Source organism: Micromonospora cremea (assembly GCF_900143515.1).
In the GTDB taxonomy this organism is placed as follows: domain Bacteria; phylum Actinomycetota; class Actinomycetes; order Mycobacteriales; family Micromonosporaceae; genus Micromonospora; species Micromonospora cremea.
Genome location: NZ_FSQT01000002.1, coordinates 4464286 through 4488866, shown reverse-complemented (window position 1 = coordinate 4488866; position 24581 = coordinate 4464286). Strand labels below are relative to the sequence as shown.

Genomic DNA, 24581 nt, shown 5'->3' with positions numbered 1-24581 from the left:
TCGGCCCGACCTAGTACGCTGCGCCCGGGAGGGCCACCGGGGGCGTCCCGTACTAGTACGCTGCACCGGAGGTGCGTCATGACCGGTTCCGAACCGCCGTACCGGCGGATCGCCGCGGAGATCCGCCGCCGGGTCGACCTCGGGGAGCTGCGTCCCGGTGATGCGGTGCCGTCGGCCCGGCAGCTCACCCGCGAGCACGGGGTGGCCATCGCCACCGCCACCAAGGTCCTCGCGCTGCTGCGCGACGAGGGGTTGGTGCTGACCCGACCCGGGGCGGGCACCGTGGTGGCCCCGGCCCGCGCGGCGGTGCCGCAGGCGCCCCGAAGCGCCGACGGCGCGGAGCCGGAGCTGACCCGGGAGCGGCTGCTCCGGACGGCGATCGCCCGGGCCGACGAGGGCGGCCTGGCAGCCGTGTCGATGCGGCAGATCGCCGCCGAGCTGGGAGTGTCCACGATGTCGCTCTACCGGCACGTGCGCGGCCGGGACGAGCTGATCCTGGCCATGGCGGACACGGTCCTGGCCAACGCGCCACTGCCGGCCGTTCCACCGGCCGGTTGGCGGGCCCGGCTGGAGCTGCTCGCCCGAGCGCAGTGGGCAACCTACCGGCGGCACCGCTGGCTGCCGCATGTCATCTCGATCGCCCGTCCGCAGGTGCTGCCCCATGCCATGGCGCACACCGAGTGGGGCCTGCGGGCCACCGCCGGCGTGGGCCTCGACCGGCACGTGCGCTGGCACGTCGCCATCGCTCTGATGGCGTACGTGCGTGGCATCGCGACGAACCTGGAGATGCGGGCGCAGTCGGAGCAGGACACCGGCCTCACCGACGACGAGTGGGTGGACCGGCAGGTGACCACGTTCCAGCACGTGATCGCGAGCGGCGGCTACTCCACCATGGCCGCGCTCACCGACGAGGGTGACCTGGACCTCGACCTGGAGAGCGTCTTCGAGTTCGGCCTGCGGCGGCTCCTCGACGGCTACGCCGCGCTGATCGAGCAGCGGCCGCCGGCCGACCCTCAACTCAGTCCGGGAAGCTGACCACCCAGCGGGCGCCCTCGCCTCGGGCCAGCCGGTCGAACGCGGCCGGCGCCTCGTCGAGGGTGACCACCCCGCTGACCAGCGGTGACAGGTCGAGCGTGCCGTCGAGCGCGGCCCGGGCCAGCTCGGGCACCTCGCGGTCCGGGTCGGACGAGCCGTACACCGAGGAGCGCAGCGTACGGGCGGAGTGGAAGATGTCCAGCGCGGCGAGGCTGACCATGTCGTCCCTGCTGCCCATGCCGACCACGGTCACCGCTCCCCCGCGCCGGGTGAGCCGCCAGGCTGCCCGGATGGTGGTGGCGCGACCGACGCACTCGAAGGCGTTGTCGACGCCCCGGCCCTCGGTGCGCGCCCGTACCTCCTTGGAGAGCCGGTCGTCGGAGAGCAGGAATTCGGTGGCGCCGGCGGCGAGCGCCAGATCCCGCTTCGCCTCGGCGACGTCGACGGCGAGGATCGGCGTGGCGCCGGCCCGGCGGGCCGCGGTGAGCACGGCGAGCCCGACCCCGCCGAGCCCGATCACCGCCACGGACTCGCCGGCGGCCACCCGGGCGGTGTTGCGGACCGCGCCGGCGCCGGTGAGCACCGCGCAGCCGAGCAGGGCGGCCCGCTCGGGGGGCAGCCCGGCGGGGATCGGGATGACGGCGCTCTCGGGCACCACCACCGCCTCGGCGAGCGCGCCGAGGCCGAGGGTGAGGTGCAGCGAGGTGCCGTCGTCGGTCTCGCCGCGTGCGACGGTCGGTGCGGTGTTGGCGGCGCAGAGCCAGGGCTCGTCGTGCTGGCACCACCAGCAGGTCCGGCAGGCCGGCGCCCAGTTGAGCACCACCGGGGTGCCTACTGTCAGCCGGCAGCCGACCCCCGCCTCGGCCACCACGCCGGTCGCCTCGTGCCCGAGCACCAGCGGGAACCTCGCGGCGAGGGTGCCGTTCACCATGGACAGGTCGGAGTGGCAGATGCCGGCGGCCCGGATCGTCACCCGCAGATCGCCGGGGCCGGGCGCGGGCAGGCGTACCTGTTCCACCCGCAGGTCGGCGCCGACCCCGCGCGCGACCAGCGCGCGGACGGTGACCGGCGCGGCCACGGCCGGATCGGGGCCGCTCATCGCTGGATCGCCTTCAGCTCGCAGAACTCGGCCAGCCCGTGCACGCCCAGCTCCCGGCCGAGGCCGGACTGCTTGTAGCCGCCGAACGGGGCGAGTGGGTTGAACGGGGCGCCGTTGATGTCGACGGCGCCGGTACGCAGCCGCCGGGCCACCGCGAGCGCCGCGTCGGTGTCGGCGGACCACACCGCGCCGGCCAGCCCGTACTTCGAGTTGTTGGCGATGGCCACCGCCTCGTCGGTGTCGGCGAACGGGATGACGGCGAGCACCGGACCGAAGACCTCCTGCTGGGCGAGCGCGCTGTCGGGGTGCACGTCGGCGAAGACGGTCGGGGCGACGAAGTGGCCCTGGGCCGGCACCGGGGCGTCCGGGCCACCGGCGACCAGCCGGGCGCCGTCGGCGAGAGCCCGGTCGACGTGGCCGCGGACCCGCTCGGCCTGGACGGCGGAGACCAGGGGGCCGAGCCGGGTGGCCGGGTCGAACGGGTCGCCGAGGCGGTAGCCGGCCACCGCCGTGGCGATCAGGTCGAGCGCCTCCGCGTACCGGTCGCGGTGCACCAGCATCCGGGTCCACGCGGTGCAGGTCTGGCCGGAGTTGAGCAGGGCGTTTCCGACGCCGACCTTGACCGCGGTGGCCAGGTCGGCGTCGGGGAGGATCACGTTGGCGGACTTGCCGCCCAGCTCCAGCGCGACGCGGGCGATCCGGTCGGCAGCGAGCCGCATGATCCGCGCGCCGGTGGCGGTGGAGCCGGTGAACGAGACCAGGTCGACGTCGGGGTGCCCGGCGAGCGCCTCGCCGACCACCGGGCCGGTGCCGGGGACCAGGTTGAGCACACCCGGCGGCAGCCCGGCCTCGGTGACCGCGTCGAAGAGCAGGTACGCGGTCAGCGGGGTCAGCTCGCTGGGCTTGAGCACCACCGTGCAGCCGGCGGCCAGCGCGGGCGCCAGCTTCGCCATCACCTGGTGCAGCGGGTAGTTCCACGGGGTGATGGCCCCGACGACGCCGATCGGCTCGCGGACGACGAGGGAGTTGCCGATGCTCTCCTCGACCGGTGGTCGGGCGGCGAGCGCGACGTGGTCGCGCAGCACGGTCAGCGGCAACCCGACCTGCACCCGGGTGGCGAGCTTGAGCGGGGCGCCCAACTCCACGGCGATGGTGCGGGCGAGGTCGTCGGCACGCGCGGCGAGCGCGATGTGTAGCCGGTCGAGGCACACGGAGCGTTCGGCGGGGGTCGCGGCCGACCAACCGGGGAGGGCGGCGCGGGCCGCGGCCACGGCCCGGTCCACATCGGCTGGAGCGCCGGCCGGCACCTGCCCGATCAGCTCGCCGGTGCTCGGGGTCTCCACTCCGATCACCTCGCTGGCGGTGGACTCGGTCCACTCGCCGGCGATGTGCAGGTGGCGCCGGAGGCGCAGGGCGTCGGGCAGCAGCTGCGACGGCGCGGCGGCGAGGTCCATGTCGTCCCTTCGGGGGTGGGCGATGGGCGATGAAACTAGCGCTGGGAGTTTCGACGCTACCCGCTGGGCCGGGCGGACTCCACCGGGCCGACGGTGCGGGCGTACTCGGCGGCCAGGCCGTGCAGCAGGGCGTCCAGGCCGAGGGCGAACGCGCCCTCGTCCACGCTCTGCTGGTGCTCGGCGAGCCGGTGCGCCTGGCGCAGGTGCGGGTAGTGCGCGGCGTACAGCTCGGGATCCTCGACGAAGCCGCGGGCGAACGACCCGAGCGCCGACCCGGCCACGAAGTAGCGCAGCGCCGCGCCGATGTGGGTGGCCCGGGCCGGCGGCCAACCGGCGCGCACCAGCCCGCCGTAGACCGCGTCGGCCATGGCCAGCGCGGCCGGCCGCCGCCCGGGTCCCTGGGCCAGGTACGGCACGATGTTCGGGTGCGCGGTGAGCGCCCGCCGGTACGACCAGGCCCAGTCGCGCAGCGCGGCGGCCCAGTCCCGGCTGGCGAAGCCACTGGTGTCGACGGCGGCGGTGACCGTGTCGGCGACCGCGTCCAGGATCTCGTCCTTGGTGGCGAAGTGGTTGTAGAGCGAGGGACCGCGCACGCCCAGCTCGGCGGCGAGCCGGCGGGTGGAGAACGCCGGCAGGCCCTCGGCGTCGATCACCGCGGTGGCGGTCTCGACGATGAGCTGCCGGGTGAGCCGGGGCTGGCGTGGTCGGGGCACTGCGCTCCTCGCGGGTCTCGGCCGTGGGGTCTGGACGCGGCAAAACTTACACCGCTAGTTTAAGGGTGACCGGCAGCACCGACGCCAGGAGGACCACCGTGGACTTTTCGCTGACCGACGAGGAACGGGCGGTGCGGGACACCGTCCGGTCGTTCATCCGCCGCGAGGTGATGCCGCTGGAGGCGGAGGTGCTCCGCCGGGAGCGGGCGCACCAGCCGGGCCTGGACCACTCCGAGCTACGCGAGCTGCAACTCAAGGCACGCAAGTTCGGCTTCTGGGGCCTGGCCACCCCGGAGGAGTACGGCGGAATGGACCTGCCGGCCGTGCTCCAGTCGCTGATCTGGACCGAACTGGGCCACACGTTCGTGCCGTTCCGCTTCGGCGGCGAGGCGGACAACATCCTGTTCCACGCCACCGAGGAGCAGAAGCGGGAGTTCCTCATCCCGACCATCGAGGGCGAGCGCCGCTCCTGCTTCGCGATCACCGAGCCGGGGGCCGGCTCGGACGCGGCGAACATCCGGCTGTCCGCCCGCCGCGACGGCGACGACTGGATCCTCGACGGCGAGAAGACGTTCATCACCGGCGGCAACGACGCCGACTTCGCCATCGTGGTGGCGGTGACCGACCGGGAGAAGGGCGCCCGAAACGGCGGCGCCACCGCGTTCCTGGTCGACCGGGCGATGGGCTGGCGCTCCGAGTTCATCCAGACCATGGGCGAGGGCGGGCCTGCCTCGCTGATCTTCGATGGCGTACGCGTGCCGCACCGCAACATCCTCGGCGAGATCGGGCAGGGCTTCACGCTGGGCATGGAGTGGATCGGCAAGGGCCGATACACCATCCCGTCGCACGCCATCGGCATCGCCGAGCGGGTCCTGCAGATGGCGATCGACCACGCCAACACCCGGGAGACCTTCGGCACGAAGATCGGCACCAACCAGGCCATCCAGTGGATGATCGCCGACTCGGAGACCGAGCTGGAGGCGGCCCGCTGGCTCGTGTTGAAGTCGGCATGGACGGTCGACCAGGGCATGGACCCCCGACACGCCTCGTCGATGGGCAAGCTCTACGGCGCCGGAATGGTCAACCGGGTGGTCGACCGGGTGCTCCAGATCCACGGCGGCATGGGCTACACCCGGGAGCTGCCCATCGAGCGCTGGTACCGGCAAGTCCGGCTCTACCGGATCTTCGAGGGCACCGACGAGATGCAGCGCCTGATCATCTCGCGGGACCTGCTGCGCGGGTACACGAAGATCGGCGGCCACCTGGCCTGAGTCGATCTGTCCGCCTCCTGACTGACGTGCAGCGGAACCGGGTCGCCGAACGTGTATTCGGCACAACCCGCCCGACAGCCAGAGGGGGATGCGCATGTTCCTACGAATCAAGGCCGTTGCGATGGCGATGGTGGTCGCCACGTTCGGCACTCTCACCATCTCGGCCGTGCCAGCGTCGGCCTCCGTCAACCAGGGGTACGTCGCGGGCTCGGGCACCTGGACGGACGACTGGGGAGACGAGGGCGCCATCTCCGCGTCCACACGCTCGCACAGCAATGTGGTCGCCATGTGGCAGATGATCCTGTGGGCCGACGGCTACCTTGCCCGCTCCGGCGTCGACTGCCGGTTCGGGCCGGTGACGACGGCCGCCACCAAAAAATGGCAGAGCGCCCGAGGCCTCGTCAGCGACGGTGTCGTCGGCCCCAGGACCCTGGCCAGGGCAGCGACCCGCCTCAGCGTGTACGAGGGCGAGGGTTGGTACTACTACGACGGAGCCGGCACCAAGTTCATCTACTTCGGTCGCCTCGATGACGGCAGGTGGGACATGAGCCTCGGTCCCGACCTGGAGTGGCGACCCCTCTCGTACACCTCCGCGACCTTCAGCATCTGCTCCTGACCGCGCGGGCGACGGCCGGCCGGGACCCTGCGGTCACGGCCGGCCCAACCTTGCGCAACCTCAGGCGGTCAGCGCCGTCAGCGCGGCGTCCACATCGGCCTCGGTGGAGTAGACATGGAAGGAGGCCCGGACCCGGCCGGCGCGCACCGCCGCCCGGATGCCGGCCGCCGCCAGGCGCCGCTCCGCGTCGGGCACGTCGACGGTGACGATGGCGCTCTGCCCCGGCGGCCGGCCCAGCCCGGTCAGGAACCGGTTGGCCAGCGCCACGTCGTGCGCCTGGATCGCCGGCACGCCGATCTCGGCGATCAGCTCCAGGGCGGGCGCCGCGCCGACCCAGCTGAACCAGGCCGGTGAGATGTCGAACCGGCGCGCGTCGTCGGCCAACCGCAGCGGCGGGCCGTAGTAGGAGGCGTACGGGTCGCGGCCCGCGTACCAGCCGGCGGCGTCCGGCCGGAGCCGGTCGCGCAACGCCGGGGCCAGGTAGGCGTACGCGCAGCCACGCGGCCCCATCACCCACTTGTAGCCGCTCACCACCACCACGTCGGCCAGGCTCCCGTCGAACGGCAACCAGCCGCACGCCTGGCTCGCGTCCACCACCACCAGCGCGCCGTGCGCGCGGGCCGCGGCCACGATCTCGTCGTACGCCGCGACGGCGCCGTCGGCCGACTGCACCAGGCTGAAGGCGACCAGGTCGGTGTCGGCGTCGATCGCGTCGGCCAGCCCGTCCGCCGGCACGGTGCGCACCGTGACGCCCCGCTCGGTCTGCACCAGCCAGGGGAAGAGGTTCGAGGTGAACTCGACCTCCGGGACCACCACCGTCGACCCGGCCGGCAGCGCCGCCGCGACCGGCGCCAGCATCTGCGAGGCGGTAGCGCCGATCGCCACGTCCTCGCCCGGCACGTTGATCAGGCCGGCGAACGCTGTCCTGGCCCGCTGCACCGAGTCTCCCCAGCCCTCCCACGACGTCCGGCCGACCCGCCAGTCGGCCAGGGCCTCCTGCATCGCCGTCCAGGCCGGCTCGGGCGGCAGCCCGTAGGAGGCGGTGTTCAACCAGCCGGGCTCCGGCTTCCACAACTGCTGCGCCTGCTCGATGTCCACGCGACCGACGCTAGGCGGGGCGGACCGGGTTGGGCACGGCCAATCGGCGACCGGCGGCCTGCAGGCGGGGCGTGATGACTCTGAGGTATAGATTTGACATCCTCCACCGCCCTGAAGGGCGGGGATTCCCTCGGTCGCCCGAGGGGGTTCCTGTTTCACCGGGCCGCGCCTTCACCGCTTTCGCGGGTCGGGTCTTACCGTCCCTCCACAGGCGTTTCACCTCTCCGCCAGCCCGGCGGCGAGAATGTTCCTGGCGGCGTTGACGTCCCGGTCGTGCACGGCATCACAGCCGGGACACGTCCAGGCGCGAACGCCGAGGGTCATCGCGGTGTTGATCCGACCGCACGCCGAGCAGGTCTTCGTGCTCGGGTGCCATTGGTCGACGGCGATCACGGTCCGCCCGTACCAGGCGGCCTTGTACTCGATCATGTTGCGCAGGTGTGTCCACGCCGCGTCGGAGATGGCGCGGGCCAGCGAGTGGTTGCGCAGCATGTTGCGCACGCTGAGGTCTTCGATCACGACCGTTTGGTTCTCGCGGACGAGTCGAGTCGACAGCTTGTGCAGGTGATCCCGCCGCCGGTCGGCGATGCGGGAGTGGATGCGGGCTACCGCGAGGCGGGCCTTGGCCCGGTTGGCGGAGTCCTTGGCCTTACGCGACAGGTGGCGTTGCGCCTTGGCCAGCTTGCGCCGGTCGGCACGCTCGTGCCGCGGGTTGGTGATCTTCTCCCCGGTGGACAGGGTGAGCAGACTGGTGATGCCCGCATCCACCCCTACCGCCGTGTCGACCGGCGGGAGCGGCGTCACGGTGGGATCCTCGACCAGCAGGGACACGAACCACCGACCGGCCGGGTCGCGGGACACCGTGACCGTGGACGGCTCGACGCCGTCGGGCAGGGGCCGCGACCACACAATGGTCAGCGGGGCGTCCATCTTGGCCAGGGTGAGTTGCCCGTCGCGCCAGCGGAACGCCGAGCGGGTGTACTCCGCCGACGCCCGAGACTTGCGCTTGGACTTGAACCGCGGATAACGCGACCGCTTGCCCCAGAACGCGGCGAACCCGGCTTGCAGGTGCCGCAGCGCCTGCTGCAACGGCACGGAACTGACCTCATTGAGGAACGCCAGATCCTCGGTGCGCTTCCACTCAGTCAGCCACGCCGACGACTGCACGTAGGTGCTGCGCTGCCGGTCGACCGCCCACGCGCGGGTGCGCGCATCCAGCGCCAGGTTGTACACCTTGCGCACGCATCCGAAGGTGCGGTTCAACTGCTCAGCCTGCTGTCGGGTCGGATAGAAGCGGTACTTGTACGCACGCTTCACCACCTCACCCATGCCTCACATTCTACCAGTAGTTCACGTAAGCCTATCCCTGAGGGGAGCGGCGTTTCCTCCCCCGCCTGAAGGCAGGGGTATCCACGCCGCGACACCGATGACCCTGAGGTATCACGCTCATCGACACGCTGCCGGCTCTCCGGGCTGTTGAGCCACTCAGACAGGCGGGACGGCCCGGGTTGGGCACAACCAATCGGCGCAGCCTGCAAGCGCGCGGCGGCGCGGCGACGTGAAGCCCCGAACCACCAAACACGGGTGTTCGGGGCCCCATCGCGTTCAGCCTTGCTTGGTGCAGGTCAACACCACCAGCTCATCAGGGGCCACCTTGGCGCCCTTCTTGTGGGACTGCTTCGTCACCGTCCAGTTCTCCGGCAGGATCACGAAAGTGTCGTTTTCGTCGGCGCTACCGAGCTTGATGGCGGTGATGCCGAGCCTCTTCAACTTGTCCTGAGCCACGGCAGCGTTCAGACCAACCAGGTCCGGCATGACAACCGTTACCGGGGCGGGCGGGGGCGCCGGCTTCGTCGTCGGGGCCACGGACGGCGGTGCAGCGGCAGTAGTCACCGGCGCGGCCGGAGTCGCAGCGGCGGCCGTTGGCGTCGGCACGGCGCCTTCGGCCACGGCCCGCGCCGACGCCGAGGGCGTTACCTGAGGGCTGTCGTCACCGACGATCGCCCCGACGGCACCAATGCCGCAGCAGAGCAGCACGACAACGCCCACGACGATGCCGACGATCGCCCAGGTGCCCAGCTTGCGCCGGCCCGGGACGGACGGGGGCTGGAGACCGGGGTACCCGTTGGTGGCGGTTGCGGGCCGGGGTAAGGCTGTTCGGGTGGTTGGTAGGTCACGCGGCGGAGTCTGGTGATCTTCACCAGGTTTCGACAGTGGCCACTCGGCCACTGAAGATCGACTACGGGTCGCGTGAGCTGCACAACAGGGTTTCGTGCCCCGCTAGACGGGCCGTCAGCGCGGGTCCCAAGGGCAGCTCTCGCACGCGGGGCTACGGCAAGGGATGAGAGCTTGTACTGCTGGGACTACGTCCGGTCTCGACTGACCGGTTCGCCATCGGCGGGCGGGCGGATCCGGGCGAGGCTGTCGGCGAGACTGGCGAGCCACCGATCGACCTCCACCAGATGCCGGACCGAGGACTGAGAGCCGACCTCGCCGAGCACCGGGCGGATCCGGTCGAGTTCGTCGACGCAGTCAGCCGGGACGGGCACCGGGCCCGACGGCCGGCCGTGCGCGACCTCGTCGGCGAGGTCGCCGTACGCCGACCGCAGCTCGCCGGCGGAGTCCCGCAGCAACGCCGCCGCCGCGGGCCAGCCGGCGAGACAGCCGGGCGGGTTGCGCCGCAGCAGCGACTCGGCGCCGAGTACCGCGTGGTGCCCGGCACCCAGGACGTCGTCCCAGTCCACCCGCCGGCTCGGCGCATCGTGCCGCTCTGAGTGGTACTGGCAGTAGGACGAGTCGACGAGGATCGTCCGCTGGCGGACACGGTCGAGAGCATGGTCAGGCGGAGGTCCGCCGAGCACCGCCTCGACAGTCTGCTCGACCGCGTCCGCGCTGGCACCCAGGTAGCGGGCGGCGGTGCGCCGGAGGTCGCGGCTCGCGCCACGCGGCCACATCGCCACACCGGCGAGTACGCCGATCACCGCACCGAGCACGACGTCGACCAGGCGGGCCTCGGCGAGTCGCCATCCTTCGGGGGCGAGCTGGGCGAAGACGAACGTCAGCAGCACGGTGAACAACGCCTGCTGCCAGACCGGCCCCAGCAGGCGGCCGACGCCGAAGGCCAGCATCAGAGTGAACGGCAACGCGATGGCGTAGACGATCGGCTCCTGGATGACGAGCATCAGCCCGCCGCTGACGACTGCGCCAGCGATCGTGCCCAGCACGGCGGGCCGCAGCGCGGTGCGGGTCTCCGCCGCCGAGGTGCGCAGGACGGTGAGGGTCGCCAGGAGCACCCAGAAGCCGTGGATCAGCTGCAACACCCCGGCGGCCACCCGGGCGACGGCCAGCGCTACGGCCAGCCGCAGCGAGCTGTGCAGGTGGGCGGAGCGGGGCGCCAGGTGGGAGTGGAACTGCCGCCAGTACAGCGTCCATGGACCATGCCGCGCGTACTCGAACAGCCCCGAGTAGGCGTCCTCGTCGTCGAGCCGCGACCCGTTGGCCACCCGGGTACCGACGGCGAGGACCCGCACCTGGTCAGCGAGGGCCAGCGCGGTGGCGTCCCGGCACAACCGGGGTACGTCCGGCGCGTCGCGGCCGCCCTCTCCAACGGGGTACACCGCCTCGGCCCGCCCGATCGCGGCGTCCACCTCGCCGAGGTCGACCGGCGGCGCACCCGCCGACAGGCTCCGGCCAGCGGCACGCGTCGTGTCGGCGCACGAGCGCAGCAGCCGCGCCGCCGCCAGGTCCGGGATCGGCTCCGGCGGCGCGTCCGCCGCCAACCGGTCCGCCTCGGCGAGCACATCCCGTAAGGCGGCCGCGCAGATTCGCAGCGCCCGGTCCCGAGCGCCCGCCGCGGTGGGTGCCCACGCCGGAGGGTTGCGGGCCAACGCCAGCTCGGCCACCGCTTCGTACGCCCGCTCACGCCGCGTGTCCGGACCGCCGTTCGGGTGGGTCAGCGCGTTCGCCGTGGCGTCGAGGAACGCCGCGACGCCGTCTGCAGCCTCGGCGAGGCGCTGCCGGTAGGTGACCGGCACCGGGTCGGGCCAGAGGACCACCTCCGCCACGGCGAGCAGCACGACGGCGAGCGTGACCCCGCCCAGCCGCTCCGGCAGCGTGTCCGGCTGGTACGGCGGGAAGGACGCCAGGATGTAGAAGAGCTGGAACGCGCTGGCCAGCCCCACCAGGCGCGGGTTGCCGACCCCGGCGAACGCCACGACGAACCCGATGATCAACATTCCGCCGGCGGCCGCCCAGGTGCTCCACGCCAGCAGCGAGCCCGCGGCGATCAGGGCCCAGACCGCCGGCAGCGACGTGACGAGGATCCGCGCCCGCTGGGGCGCCGGGCCGGGCAACTGCGCGAACGACCCGGCGGCGACCACGCCGAACAGACCGTACGTAGCGAGCATCGGACTGTCCGCGCCGTAGCGGCAGGCGTAGAAGACGGCGGACGCGACGAGGGTCAGCCGTGCCGCACGGCGCAGGACGACATCCCCGGGGTCACGGCGGCGAAGCCGGCCCAGGAGGCTGGTTCCGAGCACGCCTGCTCCCCCGGGTTCGTTGCAGCACCCTCCCCGGCCCACCATTCTTCACCGAGGCTCTCGGTGGTGGCGGGTTTCGCGACGATTCGCAGGACACCCGGGTCCAGGGAGAACGGGCACACTCTTCGCATGCCGGCCGGCGGCGCTCGGCACTGGCAACTGCTGTGGATCGCGCCGCCGAGGGGGTTGCAGATGCGGAAGGCCAACAGCAGGGTGTGGGCGCCGCTGGGCGTGGGCCTGGCGATGATGGGGTCGGCCTGTACTTCTCCGGGCACCTCCAGCCCGCCGGCACCGACCTCAACGGCGCCTCATGGAGCTGACGACGCAGCTCCCTCGACAAGCGGGAGCACGGGAGAGGCACCGTGCACCACCTCGGTCGCTTCGATGCCAGAACCGCCGGCGGGTTATCGGCTCGTGGGAGAGGACGTGGCGGTACCGGACCGCGCGGTGCTGCCGGCGGAGGAATCAGGGGAGGCCGATCCAGCGGCCCGGCTGTTCGCCAAGTGGGGCCTGGTCGTACGCGCCGGCACGATCGTTGACCTTCGGGTGGCACCCGGCTGGGAAGACGACGCCCGTATCGGCTGGGGTGCGCCAGCCGCCCCAGCGGCGAGCGTACGGGTGCGGGCCTGCGCGCCTAACGTGGGACAACGCCAATGGCTGGCCTTCGTCGGTGGAACCTGGGTAGCTCGAGCGACCTGCGTGCCGCTGATGGTTCGGTCGAGCGGGCGGCAGGACCGGGTCAACCTCGGCATCGGTCTTGCCTGCGGCGGGACCACCGCCCCGTAGCTCGCCCACGCGGCCGGCGTGCCCTCTCCTACGCCGCGCGGTGCTGGCCGCGCGGCCGGCCGGCTGCCGGCCCATCGCCCCTACTGGTCACTGCCCTGTCGTTCTGCGGCGGCCCCTTGGGCTTCCGCTTTCCACGCCAGCCGCCGGGCATTCTGCGTGGCCGGAGTCGGAGCGCCAGCGGAGCGACGGACGGGCGTCCAGGCGGCGGCGCGTGCGGCCCGTCTCAGGCCGCCTTGAAGACGTACAGAAACCAGATGGGCGGTCATCAACAACTTCCTCGATCGAATCGATGCATTCTCATCGAGTCGTCGAGCCCATTGCGCTGACCGGTTGAACCCGCCCACGGCGGCCTCGGTTGACGGTTGAGATGATCGCTGTGGGTCGCGTCAAGCCCGCGACTCGTCGCATGATGAGTCGTTCCGACCTGGCAGAGTGCGATTTTCGGCAGGTTCCCATTGGTCGACGACCTCACCGGCTCGTACCTGGGCCTGCGGATTGTCTTGCCGCCCACGGCGAATCGCCCGCTTCGCGCTGGGCGCGAGTGCAGCGATATGCGCCGCGAGCCACGCCCCCGACGGTCGCGGCGAGTGGATCAGGGTCGAGTGCCTGCCGATGAACTGAGGTCGGTGCGTTTCGTCAACGGTACGAGTAAAAGCTGAAAAACTTGAGCGCGTCCACGTGGCTACGTTATCCCAGGCTTGCCTCACTCGTCCGCGCTGGCGTTGCGTCACCACCTCGTGGGCGGGAAGGAGATAGCTATGCAACAAATGTTGCTGGTGTTGCTCTCGTGGATTTCACTCGGTGCGGGGGTTGTTAGCTCAGCCTTAATCGTCGTAGACACCCGCGTTCGCGGGTACCGCCAGCCGATCAAGAGCGAGGAGTTTGTCTGGCCCGTAACCGGGCTTTACCTCGGCCCAGCCGCCATCGTGGCGTACCGGCGTTGGGTCAGGCCCCATTCCCGCAGGTGGCAGCAGCGAAACGGCAGGCCGCCAAAAAGGCCACGCCAAATAGTCATCCTAACCGGGGTTTGTCAGTGCGGCGCCCACTGCGCTCTCGGCGTCGTCCTCGGTGAGCTGGTCGTTTTTGCAAGTGGCATCAGCTTAGCGGGCGACATGCTGTGGGCCTCTTACATCAGCGATTATCTAGGGGCGGTCGTCGTAGGGGTGACGTTCCGATACTTCACCTCGGTTCGCAGGGGCCGGCTAAGGATGTGGGATGCATTAGTTACCGTCGCCAAGGCTGACCTGCTCGCCGTGACCGCCTTCGAGATAGCTCTGTTTGTCTGGTTGGCGTTCTCACACCATGTCATTGCCCCGGAGCCCCCATTGAACCCGACCACCCCGGCCTTCTGGTTCGTCATCCAGATCGGGCTGGCCAGTGGCTTCATCGCCGCATGGCCAGCAACCTTTTGGCTGGTCCGTCGTGGAATCAAAGTAATGCCATGGCCCGGGCCCGACGTAGATAAGTAGCGACGTCGCAGCCAACCTCAGTCGTGATCGTGTAAAGGCTCAGGTCCGCGGCAGCTCCCACACCCACCGGTCGAACACGAACCGGTGCCGCCGCATCAGCAGCAGGCGCTCGCGATCGTCGAGGACCGCGACGATGGCCGAGCGGGGCGCTCGGATCACGTACTGCTCGAACCGCACCCCGTCTGGCAACTCCACCTCGGCGATGCTCAGCCGCGCTCGGCGGGTGTCGTCGACGATCCGCTCACCGTGGATGGTCCACCGGGTCAGCTCCGTCGGCTGCTCGTCCCTCATCGGCTCAGTATCGACTCACCGTGCCAGCCTCGATCAACCGCTCACTGGATCCGCAACCTCATCTGGGGTAGCCCGGGGGCGGCTGCCCCGGTGGCCCAAATGGGTATGAACCCGGGGTCCCGCTGCCGTGAGCCGGCGGGACCCCGGGGGCGTCTCTTGAACGGGGTCAGGCGGGCACCCCGGCCGGCGTGGCCGTCTCGTCGGACCGCCGCGCCGCCGACCCGTCCTCGTCGTCGTGCTCGTCGAGCATGGTGGCCTCGTCGAACGGGTCGTCGCCGCGCAGCACTCCGACCGCCCGATCCCGGTCGAACTCCCCGGTCCACGTCCCCACCAGCACCGTCGCCACCGCGTTACCGGCGAAGTTCGTCAACGCCCGAGCCTCCGACATGAACCGGTCGATGCCCACGATCAGCCCAACCCCGTCAACGAGATCCGGCCGGTGCGACTGAAGCCCACCAGCCAGCGTGGCCAGCCCAGCGCCGGTAACCCCAGCGGCACCCTTGGAAGCAATGATCATGAAGAGCAGCAGCGACACCTGCTCGCCGATCGACAGCGGCTTGCCCAGCGCATCGGCGATGAACAGCGACGCCATCGTCAGGTAGATCGCCGTGCCGTCCAGGTTGAACGAGTACCCGGTCGGCACCGTGATGCCCACGACCGGCTTGCTCACCCCGAAGTGCTCCATCTTGGCGATGAGGCGCGGCAGCGCCGACTCCGACGACGAGGTCGACAGGATCAGCAGGAACTCCCGGCCGAGGTACCGCAGCAGCGAGAAGATCGAGATCCGGGCGATGAACCAGAGCAGGGCGCCGAGGATCACCAGCACGAAGATCAGGCAGGTCGCGTAGAAGCCGACCATGATCTGCGCGAGGCTCTTGAGCGCGTCCACGCCGGTCGCGCCGACCACGGCGGCCATGGCGCCGAACGCGCCGATCGGCGCCAACCACATGATCATGGCGAGCACCTTGAAGACCACCCGCTGGATGACGGCGATGGCGCTCAGCACCGGCTCACCGCGGCGGCCCATGGCCTGCACGGCGAAGCCGACCAGCAGCGCGACCAGCAGCGTCTGGAGCACCTCCCCCTCGGTGAGGGCGGAGAGCAGCGAGGTCGGGATGATCCCGAGCAGGAAGTCCGCCGTTCCGCCGGCTTCGTCACCCGCGGCGGCCTTGCCCGCGCCGGCCAGGTCCTGACCCAGGTTCAGGCCGGAGCCGGGTTGGATGAGGTTGCCGACCACCAGGCCGATGGCGAGCGCGACGGTCGACATGGTCAGGAAGTAGCCGAGGGCGAGCCCGCCGACCTTGCCGACCTTCGCGGCCTGCCGGACGGAGCCGACGCCCAGCACGATGGTGCAGAAGATGACCGGGCTGATCATCATCTTGATCAGGTTGACGAAGCCCGTGCCGATCGGCTTCAGTTCCTTGCCGAAATCGGGGGCGACCAGGCCGACCACGATGCCGGCCAGCACGGCCACGATGACGGCCAGGTAGAGGTAACGGGTACGGTCCCGACGGGTCGGCGGCGCCGGTGTGGTGGTGGATGTGGTGGATTCCATCCCGACAATGTGAAGCGCGTCTCACCCGTTGACAGCCTTGCGGTCATTCTGTTCACCGCGTAAGCACCAACGACAGCGGCACGGAGGAGGTGGTGGAGGTGGCCGGGCGTCAGTGGAGCATCGCGGGGCAGCTGTTCGCCCTCCAGGCGGTGGTGGTGACGCTGCTCGTGCTGGCCGGCGCGGCGGGCGCCGCCTGGCTGGCCCGCAGCGACGCCCGGCAGGCGGCACAGGAGGAGGTGCTCGCGGTGGCGCAGACCGTCGCTCGCTCCCCCGACGTCCGCGCGGCCCTCGCGACCGGCGACCCGGCCAGCACCCTCCAGCCGTACGCCGAGTCGACCCGGCAGGCGACGGGCACCGACTTCGTGGTGGTGATGGCCCCGGACCGCACCCGCTTCTCGCACCCGACCCGGGAGCTGATCGGCCAGCCGTTCGTCGGGGAGATCGAGCCGGCGCTTGCCGGCCAACCGTTCACCATCACCAACGTCGGCACGCTCGGCGAGTCGGTGCGCGCGGTGGTGCCGGTGTACGACGACCAGCGTCGGATCGTCGGCCTGGTCTCGGTGGGCATCACCACCTCGGCGATCAACCGTAAGCTGCTCGGCCAGCTGCCGGTGCTGTTGGGCGTCGCCGCGCCGGCGCTCGCCCTCGCCGCGACCGGCTCCTGGCTGCTCAGTCGCCGGCTGCGCCGGCAGACGCACGGCCTCGGGCCGGCCCAGATGACTCGGATGTACGAGTACTACGACGCGGTCCTGCACTCGGTGCGTGAGGGCCTCGTCGTGCTGACCACCGACCGCCGGGTGGCACTGATCAACGACGAGGGCCGCCGGCTGCTGGGGCTCGACGCGGACGCGCCGGTGATCGACCAGCCGGTGGCCGGGATCGACCTGCCGCCGGCGGTGGCCGAGCTGCTCGGCTCCGGGCGGGACGCCCTCGACGAGCCGGTCCTGGCCGGTGACCGGGTGCTGGTGGCCAACCAGCGGATCACCCGATTCGAGGGCGCCGAGCTCGGCACGGTGCTGACCCTGCGCGACCAGACCGAGCTGCGCACCCTGGCCAGCGAGCTGGACTCGGTACGCGCGCTGACCGAGGCGTTGCAGGCGCAGACCCACGAGTCGGCCAACCGGCTGCACACCGTGCTGACCCTGGTGGAGCTGGGCCGCGCCGACGAGGCGGTCCGGCTCGGCACCCGGGACCTGGCGCTGGCTCAGCAGCTGACCGACCGGGTGGTCGGCGCGGTGACCGAGCCGGCGCTGGCCGCGTTGCTGCTGGGCAAGTCGGCGCAGGCCAGCGAGCGCGGGGTGGACCTGGTGATCGAGCCGGACTGCCGGCTCGACGACAGCCCGCTGCCGACCAACGACCTGCTCACCGTGGTCGGCAACCTGGTCGACAACGCCCTCGAAGCGGTGGCCGGTACGCCGGCGCCCCGCCGGGTGCGGGTCTTCGTCGGCGCGGTCGACGACGAGTTGGTGGTGCGGGTCGCCGACAGCGGCCCCGGGCTGGCCCCGGACCGGGTGGCGGACGCGTTCCGGCGCGGCTGGTCCACCAAGAGCACCGGCCGTGGGCTCGGTCTGGCCCTGATCGGGCAGGTGATCCACCGGCACGGTGGCCGGTCCGAGGTGGGCCGCTCGGACGACGGCGGCAGCCTGTTCACCGTCCGGCTGCCAATCGGAGTGCGCCGATGACCGACATCCGGGTGCTGGTCGTCGAGGACGAGCCGCTGCTGGCGGAGGCGCACGCGGCGTACACCGAGCGGGTTCCCGGTTTTGTGGTGGTCGGGGTGGCGCACACGGCGCGGGCGGCGATGGCGGCGCTGCGCGCCAACGACGGCGGCGACGTCGACCTGGTGCTGCTCGACTTCCGGCTGCCCGACCTGCACGGCCTGGACGTCTGCCGGGCGCTGCGCGCGGCCGGCAGCAGCGTCGACGTGCTGGCGGTGACCTCGGCGCGGGACCTGGCGGTGGTGCGCACCGCGGTGTCCCTCGGGGTGACCCACTACCTGCTCAAGCCGTTCACCTTCGCCGCGTTCCGCGACAAGCTGGAACGTTACGCCGACTACCGCGCGCAGGCGCTCGCCGATGGTGAGGTGGCCGCCCAGCACGAGGTGGACCGGATGTTCGCCACCCTGCGCGGCACGGCCGGGCATAGCCTGCCCAAGGGCCTCGACGCCGAGACCCTAAACCGGGTACGCGCCGCCCTCACGGACGGGAGCCGCGCGGAGGTGGGGCTCTCCGCGACCGAGGTGAGCGCGCGTACCGGCATCTCGCGGGTGACCGCCCGCCGCTACCTGGAGTACCTGGTGACCGTCGACCGGGCCGCGCGCCGACCCCGCTACGGCACCCCCGGCCGCCCCGAGGTCGAGTACCGGCCTCGCTGAGCGCACCGCCGCGGGGCATGTCTGTCTTTCGCGGCCGACCAACCACTCGGGGAACCCGGTGGCGGGCGGAAGATCCGTTGTTAGACTTTGCGGAGTTGGGTGTCAGCGGTTGACGAGGGAGACCAGACATGGCGGGTGACGACGACATCTCCGGGTGATACCGGATGTCTCAGGCCACCGTTCGGCGCGCGTCTGCGCGGCCGCCGTGGCCATGTCGTCGTTCCACCGGTCCCCGTTTCGTCGGGCGGCTCCGGCGCGCCCACCCCACCCTTGAGGTCACTCGCATGTCTGATGCATTCATTGTCTGCTCGAACCTGTCCTTCTCCTGGCCGGACGACACCCCGGTCTTCTCGGAGCTGTCCTTCACCGTCCCCGGCGGCCGCACCGGTCTGGTCGCGCCCAACGGCGCCGGCAAGAGCACGCTGCTGCGGCTGATCGCCGGGGAGCTGACGCCCAGTGGCGGCAGCGTCACCGTCGACGGGGTGCTCGGTTACCTCCCGCAGACCCTGCCGCTGGCCGGCGACCTGACCGTGGCCGAGGTGCTGGGCGTCGCCGAGCGGATCGCGGCGCTGCACGCCATCGAGGCCGGCGACGCCAGCGAGGAGCACTTCGCCACGATCGGCGACGACTGGGACATCGAGGAGCGCACCCGCGCCGAGTTGGACCGCCTCGGCCTGGGCGAGCTGACGCTCGACCGGCGGCTGCACACCCTCAGCGGAGGCCAGGTGGTCTCCCTCGGCCTGGCGGCGCAGCTGCTCCGACGCCCCGACGTGCTGCTGCTCGACGAGCCGACCAACAACCTGGACCTGGAGGCCCGGCACAAGCTCTACGACGTGCTGTCCGAGTGGACCGGCTGCCTGCTGCTGGTCAGCCACGACCGGGAACTGCTGGACCGGATGGACCGCATCGCCGAGCTGGACCGCGGCGAGATCCGCTGGTACGGCGGCAACTTCACCGCGTACATCGAGGCGGTGCAGGCGGCGCGGGAGGTGGCCGAGAGCAACATCCGCAACGCCGAGCAGGAGGTCAAGCGGGAGAAGCGGGAGATGCAGCAGGCCCGCGAGCGAGCGGACCGGCGGGCCAGCAACGCCAGCCGCAACCTGAAGAACGCCGGCCTGCCGAAGATCTTCGCCGGCACCATGAAGCGGGGCGCGCAGGAGGCCGCCGGGAAGGCCCGCGAGACACACTCGGCCCGGGTCGGCCAGGCCCAGGCCCGGCTCGACGAGGCCGGACGGGCGTTGCGCGAGGAGGACCGGATCGTCGTGGACCTGCCGGACACCACCGTCCCGGCCGGCCGCACGGTCTTCACCGGACAGGGGATGCGGGCCCGCTTCGACGACCGGGAGGTGTTCGCCGGCGACGGCGCCGACCTGGTGATCCGGGGGCCGGAGCGGATCGCGCTCACCGGGCCCAACGGCGCCGGCAAGTCGACCCTGCTGCGCCTCATCGACGGCGACCTGGAACCGGCCGGCGGCGAGATCCGGCGGGCCGACGGCCGGATCGCGTACCTGTCGCAGCGGCTGGACCTGCTGGACCTCGACCGTACGGTGGCGGAGAACTTCGCCGCGTACGCGCCGAGCCTGCCGGACGCGCAGCGGATGAACCTGCTCGCCCGGTTCCTGTTCCGGGGCGCCCGGGTGCAGCTGCCGGTCGGGGTGCTCTCCGGCGGTGAGCGGCTGCGCGCCACGCTGGCCTGCGTGCTCTGCGCCGAACCGGCGCCGCAACTGCTGCTGCTCGACGAGCCGACCAACAACCTGGACCTGGTCAGCGTCGCGCAGCTGGAGAGCGCGCTGAGCGCGTACCAGGGTGCGTTCGTGGTGGTCAGCCACGACGAACGGTTCCTGGCCGAGATCGGCGTGCAGCGCTGGCTGCGGCTGGCCGACGGCCAGCTGCGGGAGATCGCGGCCCCCGACCGGGGCTGAGCCCGGCGGCGTCCCGCGGCCCGGTCAGCTCACGTTGGCCGGGCCGAGGACGCTCTTCAGGTCACCCATCAGCGCGGTCGTGGCCGCCACCCGGAACGGACCCAGCCGCAGGGTGGTGGTCCGGCCGCCGTTGAGCAGCTTGACGTGCACCTCGGTGTCGCCGGGGTGCAGCACCAGGGTCTCCTTGAGCCGCTCCACCAGCGGCGGCGTGCACCGGTGCACGGGGATGGTGAGGGTGACCGGCTTGTTGGTGGCGCTGGTGCTGACGTCCGGCATGGACATGTCCATCGCCATGATGCGTGGGGTGTCGTCGCGGCGGTCCACCCGCCCCTTGACCACCACGATGGCGTCCTCGGCGATGTACTGCCCGATCACCTCGTAGGTGTTGGGGAAGAACAGCGTCTCCACCCCGCCGGCCAGGTCCTCCAGGGTCGCCGAGGCCCAGGCCCGGCCCTGCTTGGTGACCCGGCGCTGCACCCCGGAGAGGATGCCGGCGAGGGTGACCACCGCGCCGTCGGGGACCGCGCCCTCCTCGGCCAGCGCGGCGATGGTGGTGTCGGCCGCCGCGCCGAGGATGTGCTCCAGGCCGAACAGCGGGTGGTCGGAGACGTACAGGCCGAGCATCTCGCGCTCGAAGGCCAGCTTGTCCCGCTTCTCCCACTCACTGTCGCCGATGACCGGCATCACCGTCGTGCTGCCGGTGTCGGCGTCACCGAAGCCCGCGCCGAAGAGGTCGTACTGGCCGACCGCCTCCTTGCGCTTGACGTCGGCGTACGCGTCGATGGCGTCGGCGTGCACCGCGAGCAGGCCCTTGCGCGGGTGCCCGAGCGAGTCGAAGGCACCGGCCTTGATCAGCGATTCGATCGTCTTCTTGTTGCAGACCACCGCGTCCACCTTGGACAGGAAGTCGTAGAAGTCGGTGTAGTCGCCCTTCTCCGCCCGGCAGCGCATGATCGAGGCGACCACGTTCGCGCCGACGTTACGCACCGCGGCCAGGCCGAAGCGGATGTCCGTGCCGACCGGGGTGAAGGGCCCGGCCGAGGTGTTCACGTCCGGCGGCAGCACCTGGATGCGCATCCGGCGACACTCGGACAGATAGAGGGCCATCTTGTCCTTGTCGTCGCCGACGCTGGTCAGCAGCCCCGCCATGTACTCGGCCGGGTAGTGCGCCTTGAGGTACGCGGTCCAGTAGGAGACCAGGCCGTACGCGGCGGAGTGCGCCTTGTTGAAGGCGTACCCGGCGAACGGCACCAGGACGTCCCACACCGCCTGGATCGCCTCGTCGGAGTAGCCGCGCTCGCGGCAGCCGTCCCGGAACGGGATGAACTCCTTGTCGAGGATCTCCTTCTTCTTCTTGCCCATCGCCCGGCGCAGCAGGTCTGCCTGACCGAGGGTGTAGCCGGCGAGGATCTGCGCCGCGCGCTGCACCTGCTCCTGGTAGACGATCAGGCCGTGGGTGGGCGCCAGGATCTCCCGTAGCGGCTCCTCCAGCTCCGGGTGGATCGGCGTGATCTCCTGGAGGCCGTTCTTGCGCAGCGCGTAGTTGGTGTGCGAGTCGACGCCCATCGGGCCGGGCCGGTACAGCGCCAGGACGGCGGAGATGTCCTCGAAGTTGTCCGGCTTCATCAGTCGCAGCAGCGAGCGCATCGGCCCGCCGTCGAGCTGGAACACGCCGAGGGTGTCGCCGCGGGCCAGCAGCTCGTAGGCGGCCTTGTCGTCCAACGGCAGGGCCAGCAGGTCGAGCTTCCTGTCGTGGTTGAGCTCGATGTTCTTGACCGCGTCGTCGATGATCGTCAGGTTGCGCAGGCCGAGGAAGTCCATCTTCAGCAGCCCGAGCGACTCGCAGGTCGGGTAGTCGAACTGCGTGATGATCGCCCCGTCGGCGTCGCGGCGCATCAACGGGATGTGTTCGATGATCGGCTCGGCGGACATGATGACGCCGGCGGCGTGCACACCGGTCTGCCGGATCAGCCCCTCGATGCCCTTGGCCGTGTCGATCACCTTGCGCACGTCCGGGTCGGACTCGTACAGGCCACGGATCTCGCCGGCCTCCGCGTAGCGGGAGTGCTTCGGGTCGAAGATGCCGGTGAGCGGGATGTCCTTGCCCATCACGGCCGGCGGCATGGCCTTGGTGATCCGGTCGCCGACCGCGTACGGGAAACCGAGCACCCGGGCCGAGTCCTTGATCGCGGCCTTCGCCTTGATCGTGCCGAAGGTGGCGATCTGGGCAACCTTGTCCTCGCCCCACTTGTCGGTGACGTACTTGATCACCTCACCGCGCCGGCGCTCGTCGAAGTCGATGTCGACATCCGGCATCGAGACCCGCTCGGGGTTGAGGAACCGCTCGAAGATCAGGCCGTGCTGGATCGGGTCAAGGTCGGTGATGCCCAGCGCGTACGCGACGAGCGAGCCGGCGGCCGACCCACGGCCCGGGCCCACCGCGATGCCCTGGTTCTTCGCCCACTGGATGAAATCGGCGACCACGAGGAAGTACGACGGGAAGCCCATCTGGTTGATGACGCCCAGCTCGTACTCGGCCTGGACGACGTGCCCCTCCGGAATGCCGCCCGGGTAGCGGCGGGCCAGCCCGGCGAAGGTCTCCTTGCGGAACCAGGACTCCTCGGTCTCCCCCTCCGGGACCGGGAAGCGCGGCATCAGGTTGTGGAACTCGAACATCCCGGTCGGGTCGACCTTCTCGGCGACCAGCAGGGTGTTGCGGCAGCCCTGCTGCCACAGCTCGGAGGAGTCGACCGCGCGCATCTGGTCGGCGCTCTTGATGAAGTAGCCGCCGCCCTCGAACCGGAACCGGTTCGGGTCGTCGATGTTGCTGCCGGTCTGCACGCACAGCAGCACGTCGTGCGCGGTGGCCTGCGCCTCGTGCGTGTAGTGCGAGTCGTTGGTGACCACCGGCGGGATGTCGAGCTTGCGGGCGATCTCGGTGAGCCCGTCGCGGACCCGGCGCTCGATGGAGAGGCCGTGATCCATGATCTCCAGGAAGTAGTTGTCCTTGCCGAAGATGTCCTGGTAGCTGGCGGCGACCTTGAGCGCCTCGTCGAACTGACCCAGCCGCAGCCGGGTCTGCACCGCGCCGGAGGGGCAGCCGGTGGTCGCCATGATGCCCTCGGCGTGCTCGGCGATCAGCTCCATGTCCATCCGGGGCCACTTGACGTAGTGCCCCTCCATGGACGCGCGGGAGTTGAGGGTGAACAGGTTCTTCAGGCCCTGCGCGTTCTTCGCCCACATGGTCTTGTGGGTGATCGCGCCGTTACCGGAGATGTCGTCGCTCTTCTGCTCCGGCCGACCCCACTTGACCCGCGCCTTGTGATAGCGCGACTCGGGCGCCACGTACGCCTCGACGCCCAGGATCGGGGTGATCCCGGCGGCCATCGCCTGGTTGTAGAAGTCGTTCGCCCCGTGCATGTTGCCGTGGTCGGTGATCGCCACCGCCGGCATGCCCAGCCGGTTGGCCTCGGCGAACAGGTCCTTGAGCCGGGCCGCTCCGTCGAGCATCGAGTACTCGGTGTGCACGTGCAGATGCGCGAACGAATCGGCCATGCGTGGCGCCCCCCGGCGATATGGATCTTGGTGGTCGGAGCCGACCGGGACCTACCCTACCGAGGTGATCTCGGCGGCTCCACCGTCCGCGCCGAGGGTGGCCCTCGTCTCCCCCGCGCACGAGGATGCGCCTACTCTCGGAGGATGGCGAGGTACTACGACGTACACCCGGAGAACCCGCAGCCGCGGGTCATCCGCCAGGTCGCTGACCTGATCCGCGACGGCGGCCTGGTCGCCTACCCGACGGACTCGTGCTACGCGCTCGGCTGCCGTCTGGGCGACCGGGAGGGCCTGGACCGGATCCGCGAGATCCGCCGGCTCGACGATCGGCACCATTTCACCCTGGTGTGTCGCGACTTCGCCCAGCTCGGCCAGTTCGTCCACGTCAGCAACTCGGTCTTCCGCCTGGTGAAGGCGTCCACCCCGGGCAGCTACACCTTCATCCTGCCGGCCACCCGTGAGGTGCCCCGCCGGATGCTGCACCCCAAGAAGCGCACCGTCGGCGTCCGTGTGCCCCGGCACACCGTCACCCAGGCGCTCCTGGCCGAGCTGGGCGAGCCGCTGGTGTCGAGCACCCTGGCCCTGCCCGGCGAGGACGAGCCGATGACCCAGGGGTGGGAGATCAAGGAACGGCTCGACCACCTGCTCGACGCGGTGGTCGACGCGGGCGACTGCGGAAAGGAACCGACGACGGTGGTCGACCTGTCCGGGCCCGAGCCGGAGATCCTGCGCCGGGGCGCCGGCGACCCGTCCCGCTTCGAGTAACGCACGGCCGAGGCCCCTGGCTCCGTGGCGTCACCGGGAC

General features: G+C 71.1%; 18 protein-coding genes and 1 pseudogene. 9 read left to right on the top strand and 10 right to left on the bottom strand.

All coding sequences use genetic code 11. From position 1 onward, the window contains the following. The first annotated feature begins 78 nt into the window (after positions 1-78). Positions 79-1035 (top strand): TetR/AcrR family transcriptional regulator C-terminal domain-containing protein, encoded by a 957-nt coding sequence (locus BUS84_RS34520; RefSeq protein WP_074318523.1) that lies wholly within the window; start codon positions 79-81, stop codon positions 1033-1035. Here BUS84_RS34520 and BUS84_RS34515 read toward each other — a convergent pair. Genes BUS84_RS34515 through BUS84_RS34505 form a run of 3 tightly spaced genes read right to left on the bottom strand, consistent with a single transcriptional unit; the run spans position 1019 to position 4301 of the window. Beyond that, positions 1019-2134 carry an alcohol dehydrogenase catalytic domain-containing protein gene (locus BUS84_RS34515; protein WP_074318522.1) on the bottom strand — a complete coding sequence of 372 codons (1116 nt, stop codon included), beginning with the start codon at positions 2132-2134 and terminating at the stop codon, positions 1019-1021. The two genes, BUS84_RS34520 and BUS84_RS34515, sit on opposite strands and share 17 nt — an antisense overlap. Further along, entirely contained in the window at positions 2131-3588 is a 1458-nt protein-coding gene (locus BUS84_RS34510) for an aldehyde dehydrogenase family protein (protein ID WP_074318521.1), read from the bottom strand. Before BUS84_RS34510 ends, BUS84_RS34515 begins: the two co-directional genes overlap by 4 nt. Positions 3589-3644: 56 nt before the next feature. After that, positions 3645-4301, bottom strand: coding sequence for a TetR/AcrR family transcriptional regulator C-terminal domain-containing protein (locus BUS84_RS34505; protein WP_074318520.1), 657 nt, complete (start codon positions 4299-4301; stop codon positions 3645-3647). A gap of 98 nt (positions 4302-4399) precedes the next feature. On the opposite strand from BUS84_RS34505, the gene BUS84_RS34500 reads away from it, so the two are divergent. Then, positions 4400-5572, top strand: coding sequence for an acyl-CoA dehydrogenase family protein (locus BUS84_RS34500; RefSeq protein WP_074318519.1), 1173 nt, complete (start codon positions 4400-4402; stop codon positions 5570-5572). A gap of 94 nt (positions 5573-5666) precedes the next feature. Then, on the top strand, positions 5667-6188 hold the full coding sequence (locus tag BUS84_RS34495) for a peptidoglycan-binding domain-containing protein (RefSeq protein WP_159451102.1): 522 nt from the start codon (positions 5667-5669) through the stop codon (positions 6186-6188). Positions 6189-6248: 60 nt separating this feature from the next. Here BUS84_RS34495 and BUS84_RS34490 read toward each other — a convergent pair whose 3' ends face one another. The 4 genes from BUS84_RS34490 to BUS84_RS34475 all read right to left on the bottom strand — a co-directional run bounded on the left by BUS84_RS34490 (position 6249) and on the right by BUS84_RS34475 (position 11824). Continuing rightward, on the bottom strand, positions 6249-7286 hold the full coding sequence (locus BUS84_RS34490; RefSeq protein ID WP_074318517.1) for an aminotransferase class V-fold PLP-dependent enzyme: 1038 nt from the start codon (positions 7284-7286) through the stop codon (positions 6249-6251). Positions 7287-7502: 216 nt separating this feature from the next. Next, positions 7503-8615, bottom strand: coding sequence for an RNA-guided endonuclease InsQ/TnpB family protein (locus BUS84_RS34485; protein WP_074318516.1), 1113 nt, complete (start codon positions 8613-8615; stop codon positions 7503-7505). Between the two features lie 276 nt (positions 8616-8891). Then, positions 8892-9335 (bottom strand): PASTA domain-containing protein, encoded by a 444-nt coding sequence (locus tag BUS84_RS37915; RefSeq protein ID WP_143728607.1) that lies wholly within the window; start codon positions 9333-9335, stop codon positions 8892-8894. 314 nt (positions 9336-9649) lie between these two features. Beyond that, complete coding sequence (locus BUS84_RS34475) at positions 9650-11824, bottom strand: FUSC family protein (RefSeq protein WP_074318514.1); 2175 nt, start codon at positions 11822-11824, stop codon at positions 9650-9652. A 426-nt stretch (positions 11825-12250) separates the two neighbouring features. Between BUS84_RS34475 and BUS84_RS34470 the strand changes: the two genes are divergently transcribed. Together BUS84_RS34470 and BUS84_RS34465 are read left to right on the top strand one after the other, a co-directional pair. After that, positions 12251-12610, top strand: a complete 360-nt coding sequence (locus tag BUS84_RS34470) for a hypothetical protein (protein WP_143728606.1) — start codon at positions 12251-12253, stop codon at positions 12608-12610. A 758-nt stretch (positions 12611-13368) separates the two neighbouring features. Beyond that, positions 13369-14079 carry a DUF4396 domain-containing protein gene (locus BUS84_RS34465; protein WP_074319337.1) on the top strand — a complete coding sequence of 237 codons (711 nt, stop codon included), beginning with the start codon at positions 13369-13371 and terminating at the stop codon, positions 14077-14079. Between the two features lie 48 nt (positions 14080-14127). On the opposite strand, the pseudogene BUS84_RS34460 reads toward BUS84_RS34465, so the two are convergent. Further along, positions 14128-14370, bottom strand: a pseudogene (locus BUS84_RS34460) (NUDIX hydrolase); the annotation flags it as partial. Positions 14371-14536: 166 nt separating this feature from the next. Continuing rightward, positions 14537-15925 (bottom strand): cation:dicarboxylate symporter family transporter, encoded by a 1389-nt coding sequence (locus tag BUS84_RS34455; RefSeq protein WP_074318513.1) that lies wholly within the window; start codon positions 15923-15925, stop codon positions 14537-14539. 98 nt (positions 15926-16023) lie between these two features. Between BUS84_RS34455 and BUS84_RS34450 the strand changes: the two genes are divergently transcribed. From BUS84_RS34450 to abc-f, 3 genes are all read left to right on the top strand, one after another. Beyond that, positions 16024-17607: an ATP-binding protein gene (locus BUS84_RS34450; RefSeq protein WP_074319336.1), complete on the top strand. Its 1584-nt coding sequence runs from the start codon at positions 16024-16026 to the stop codon at positions 17605-17607. Then, positions 17604-18299: a response regulator gene (locus tag BUS84_RS34445; RefSeq protein WP_074318512.1), complete on the top strand. Its 696-nt coding sequence runs from the start codon at positions 17604-17606 to the stop codon at positions 18297-18299. The genes BUS84_RS34450 and BUS84_RS34445 overlap by 4 nt, the downstream gene beginning before the upstream one ends. Positions 18300-18583: 284 nt before the next feature. Next, a complete protein-coding gene (abc-f, locus tag BUS84_RS34440) occupies positions 18584-20221 on the top strand; it encodes a ribosomal protection-like ABC-F family protein (protein WP_074318511.1) in 1638 nt (545 codons plus the stop codon). A 24-nt stretch (positions 20222-20245) separates the two neighbouring features. On the opposite strand, the gene dnaE is transcribed toward abc-f, so the two are convergent. After that, the gene (dnaE, locus tag BUS84_RS34435) at positions 20246-23776 is read right to left on the bottom strand and encodes a DNA polymerase III subunit alpha (protein ID WP_074318510.1); all 3531 of its coding nucleotides are present in this window, start codon (positions 23774-23776) and stop codon (positions 20246-20248) included. Positions 23777-23920: 144 nt separating this feature from the next. Here dnaE and BUS84_RS34430 point away from each other — a divergent pair, with 144 nt between their 5' ends. Further along, complete coding sequence (locus tag BUS84_RS34430; protein ID WP_074318509.1) at positions 23921-24541, top strand: L-threonylcarbamoyladenylate synthase; 621 nt, start codon at positions 23921-23923, stop codon at positions 24539-24541. Positions 24542-24581: the final 40 nt, after the last annotated feature.

Excerpts from the sequence above, each read along its gene's own strand:
- BUS84_RS34520 (WP_074318523.1), top strand. The coding sequence starts at position 79 with ATGACCGGTTCCGAACCGCCGTACCGGCGGATCGCCGCGGAGATCCGC.
- BUS84_RS34515 (WP_074318522.1), bottom strand. The coding sequence starts at position 2,134 with ATGAGCGGCCCCGATCCGGCCGTGGCCGCGCCGGTCACCGTCCGCGCG.
- BUS84_RS34510 (WP_074318521.1), bottom strand. The coding sequence starts at position 3,588 with ATGGACCTCGCCGCCGCGCCGTCGCAGCTGCTGCCCGACGCCCTGCGC.
- BUS84_RS34495 (WP_159451102.1), top strand. The coding sequence starts at position 5,667 with ATGTTCCTACGAATCAAGGCCGTTGCGATGGCGATGGTGGTCGCCACG.
- BUS84_RS34485 (WP_074318516.1), bottom strand. The coding sequence starts at position 8,615 with ATGGGTGAGGTGGTGAAGCGTGCGTACAAGTACCGCTTCTATCCGACC.
- BUS84_RS34465 (WP_074319337.1), top strand. The coding sequence starts at position 13,369 with ATGCAACAAATGTTGCTGGTGTTGCTCTCGTGGATTTCACTCGGTGCG.
- BUS84_RS34455 (WP_074318513.1), bottom strand. The coding sequence starts at position 15,925 with ATGGAATCCACCACATCCACCACCACACCGGCGCCGCCGACCCGTCGG.
- BUS84_RS34445 (WP_074318512.1), top strand. The coding sequence starts at position 17,604 with ATGACCGACATCCGGGTGCTGGTCGTCGAGGACGAGCCGCTGCTGGCG.
- abc-f (WP_074318511.1), top strand. The coding sequence starts at position 18,584 with ATGTCTGATGCATTCATTGTCTGCTCGAACCTGTCCTTCTCCTGGCCG.
- dnaE (WP_074318510.1), bottom strand. The coding sequence starts at position 23,776 with ATGGCCGATTCGTTCGCGCATCTGCACGTGCACACCGAGTACTCGATG.
- BUS84_RS34430 (WP_074318509.1), top strand. The coding sequence starts at position 23,921 with ATGGCGAGGTACTACGACGTACACCCGGAGAACCCGCAGCCGCGGGTC.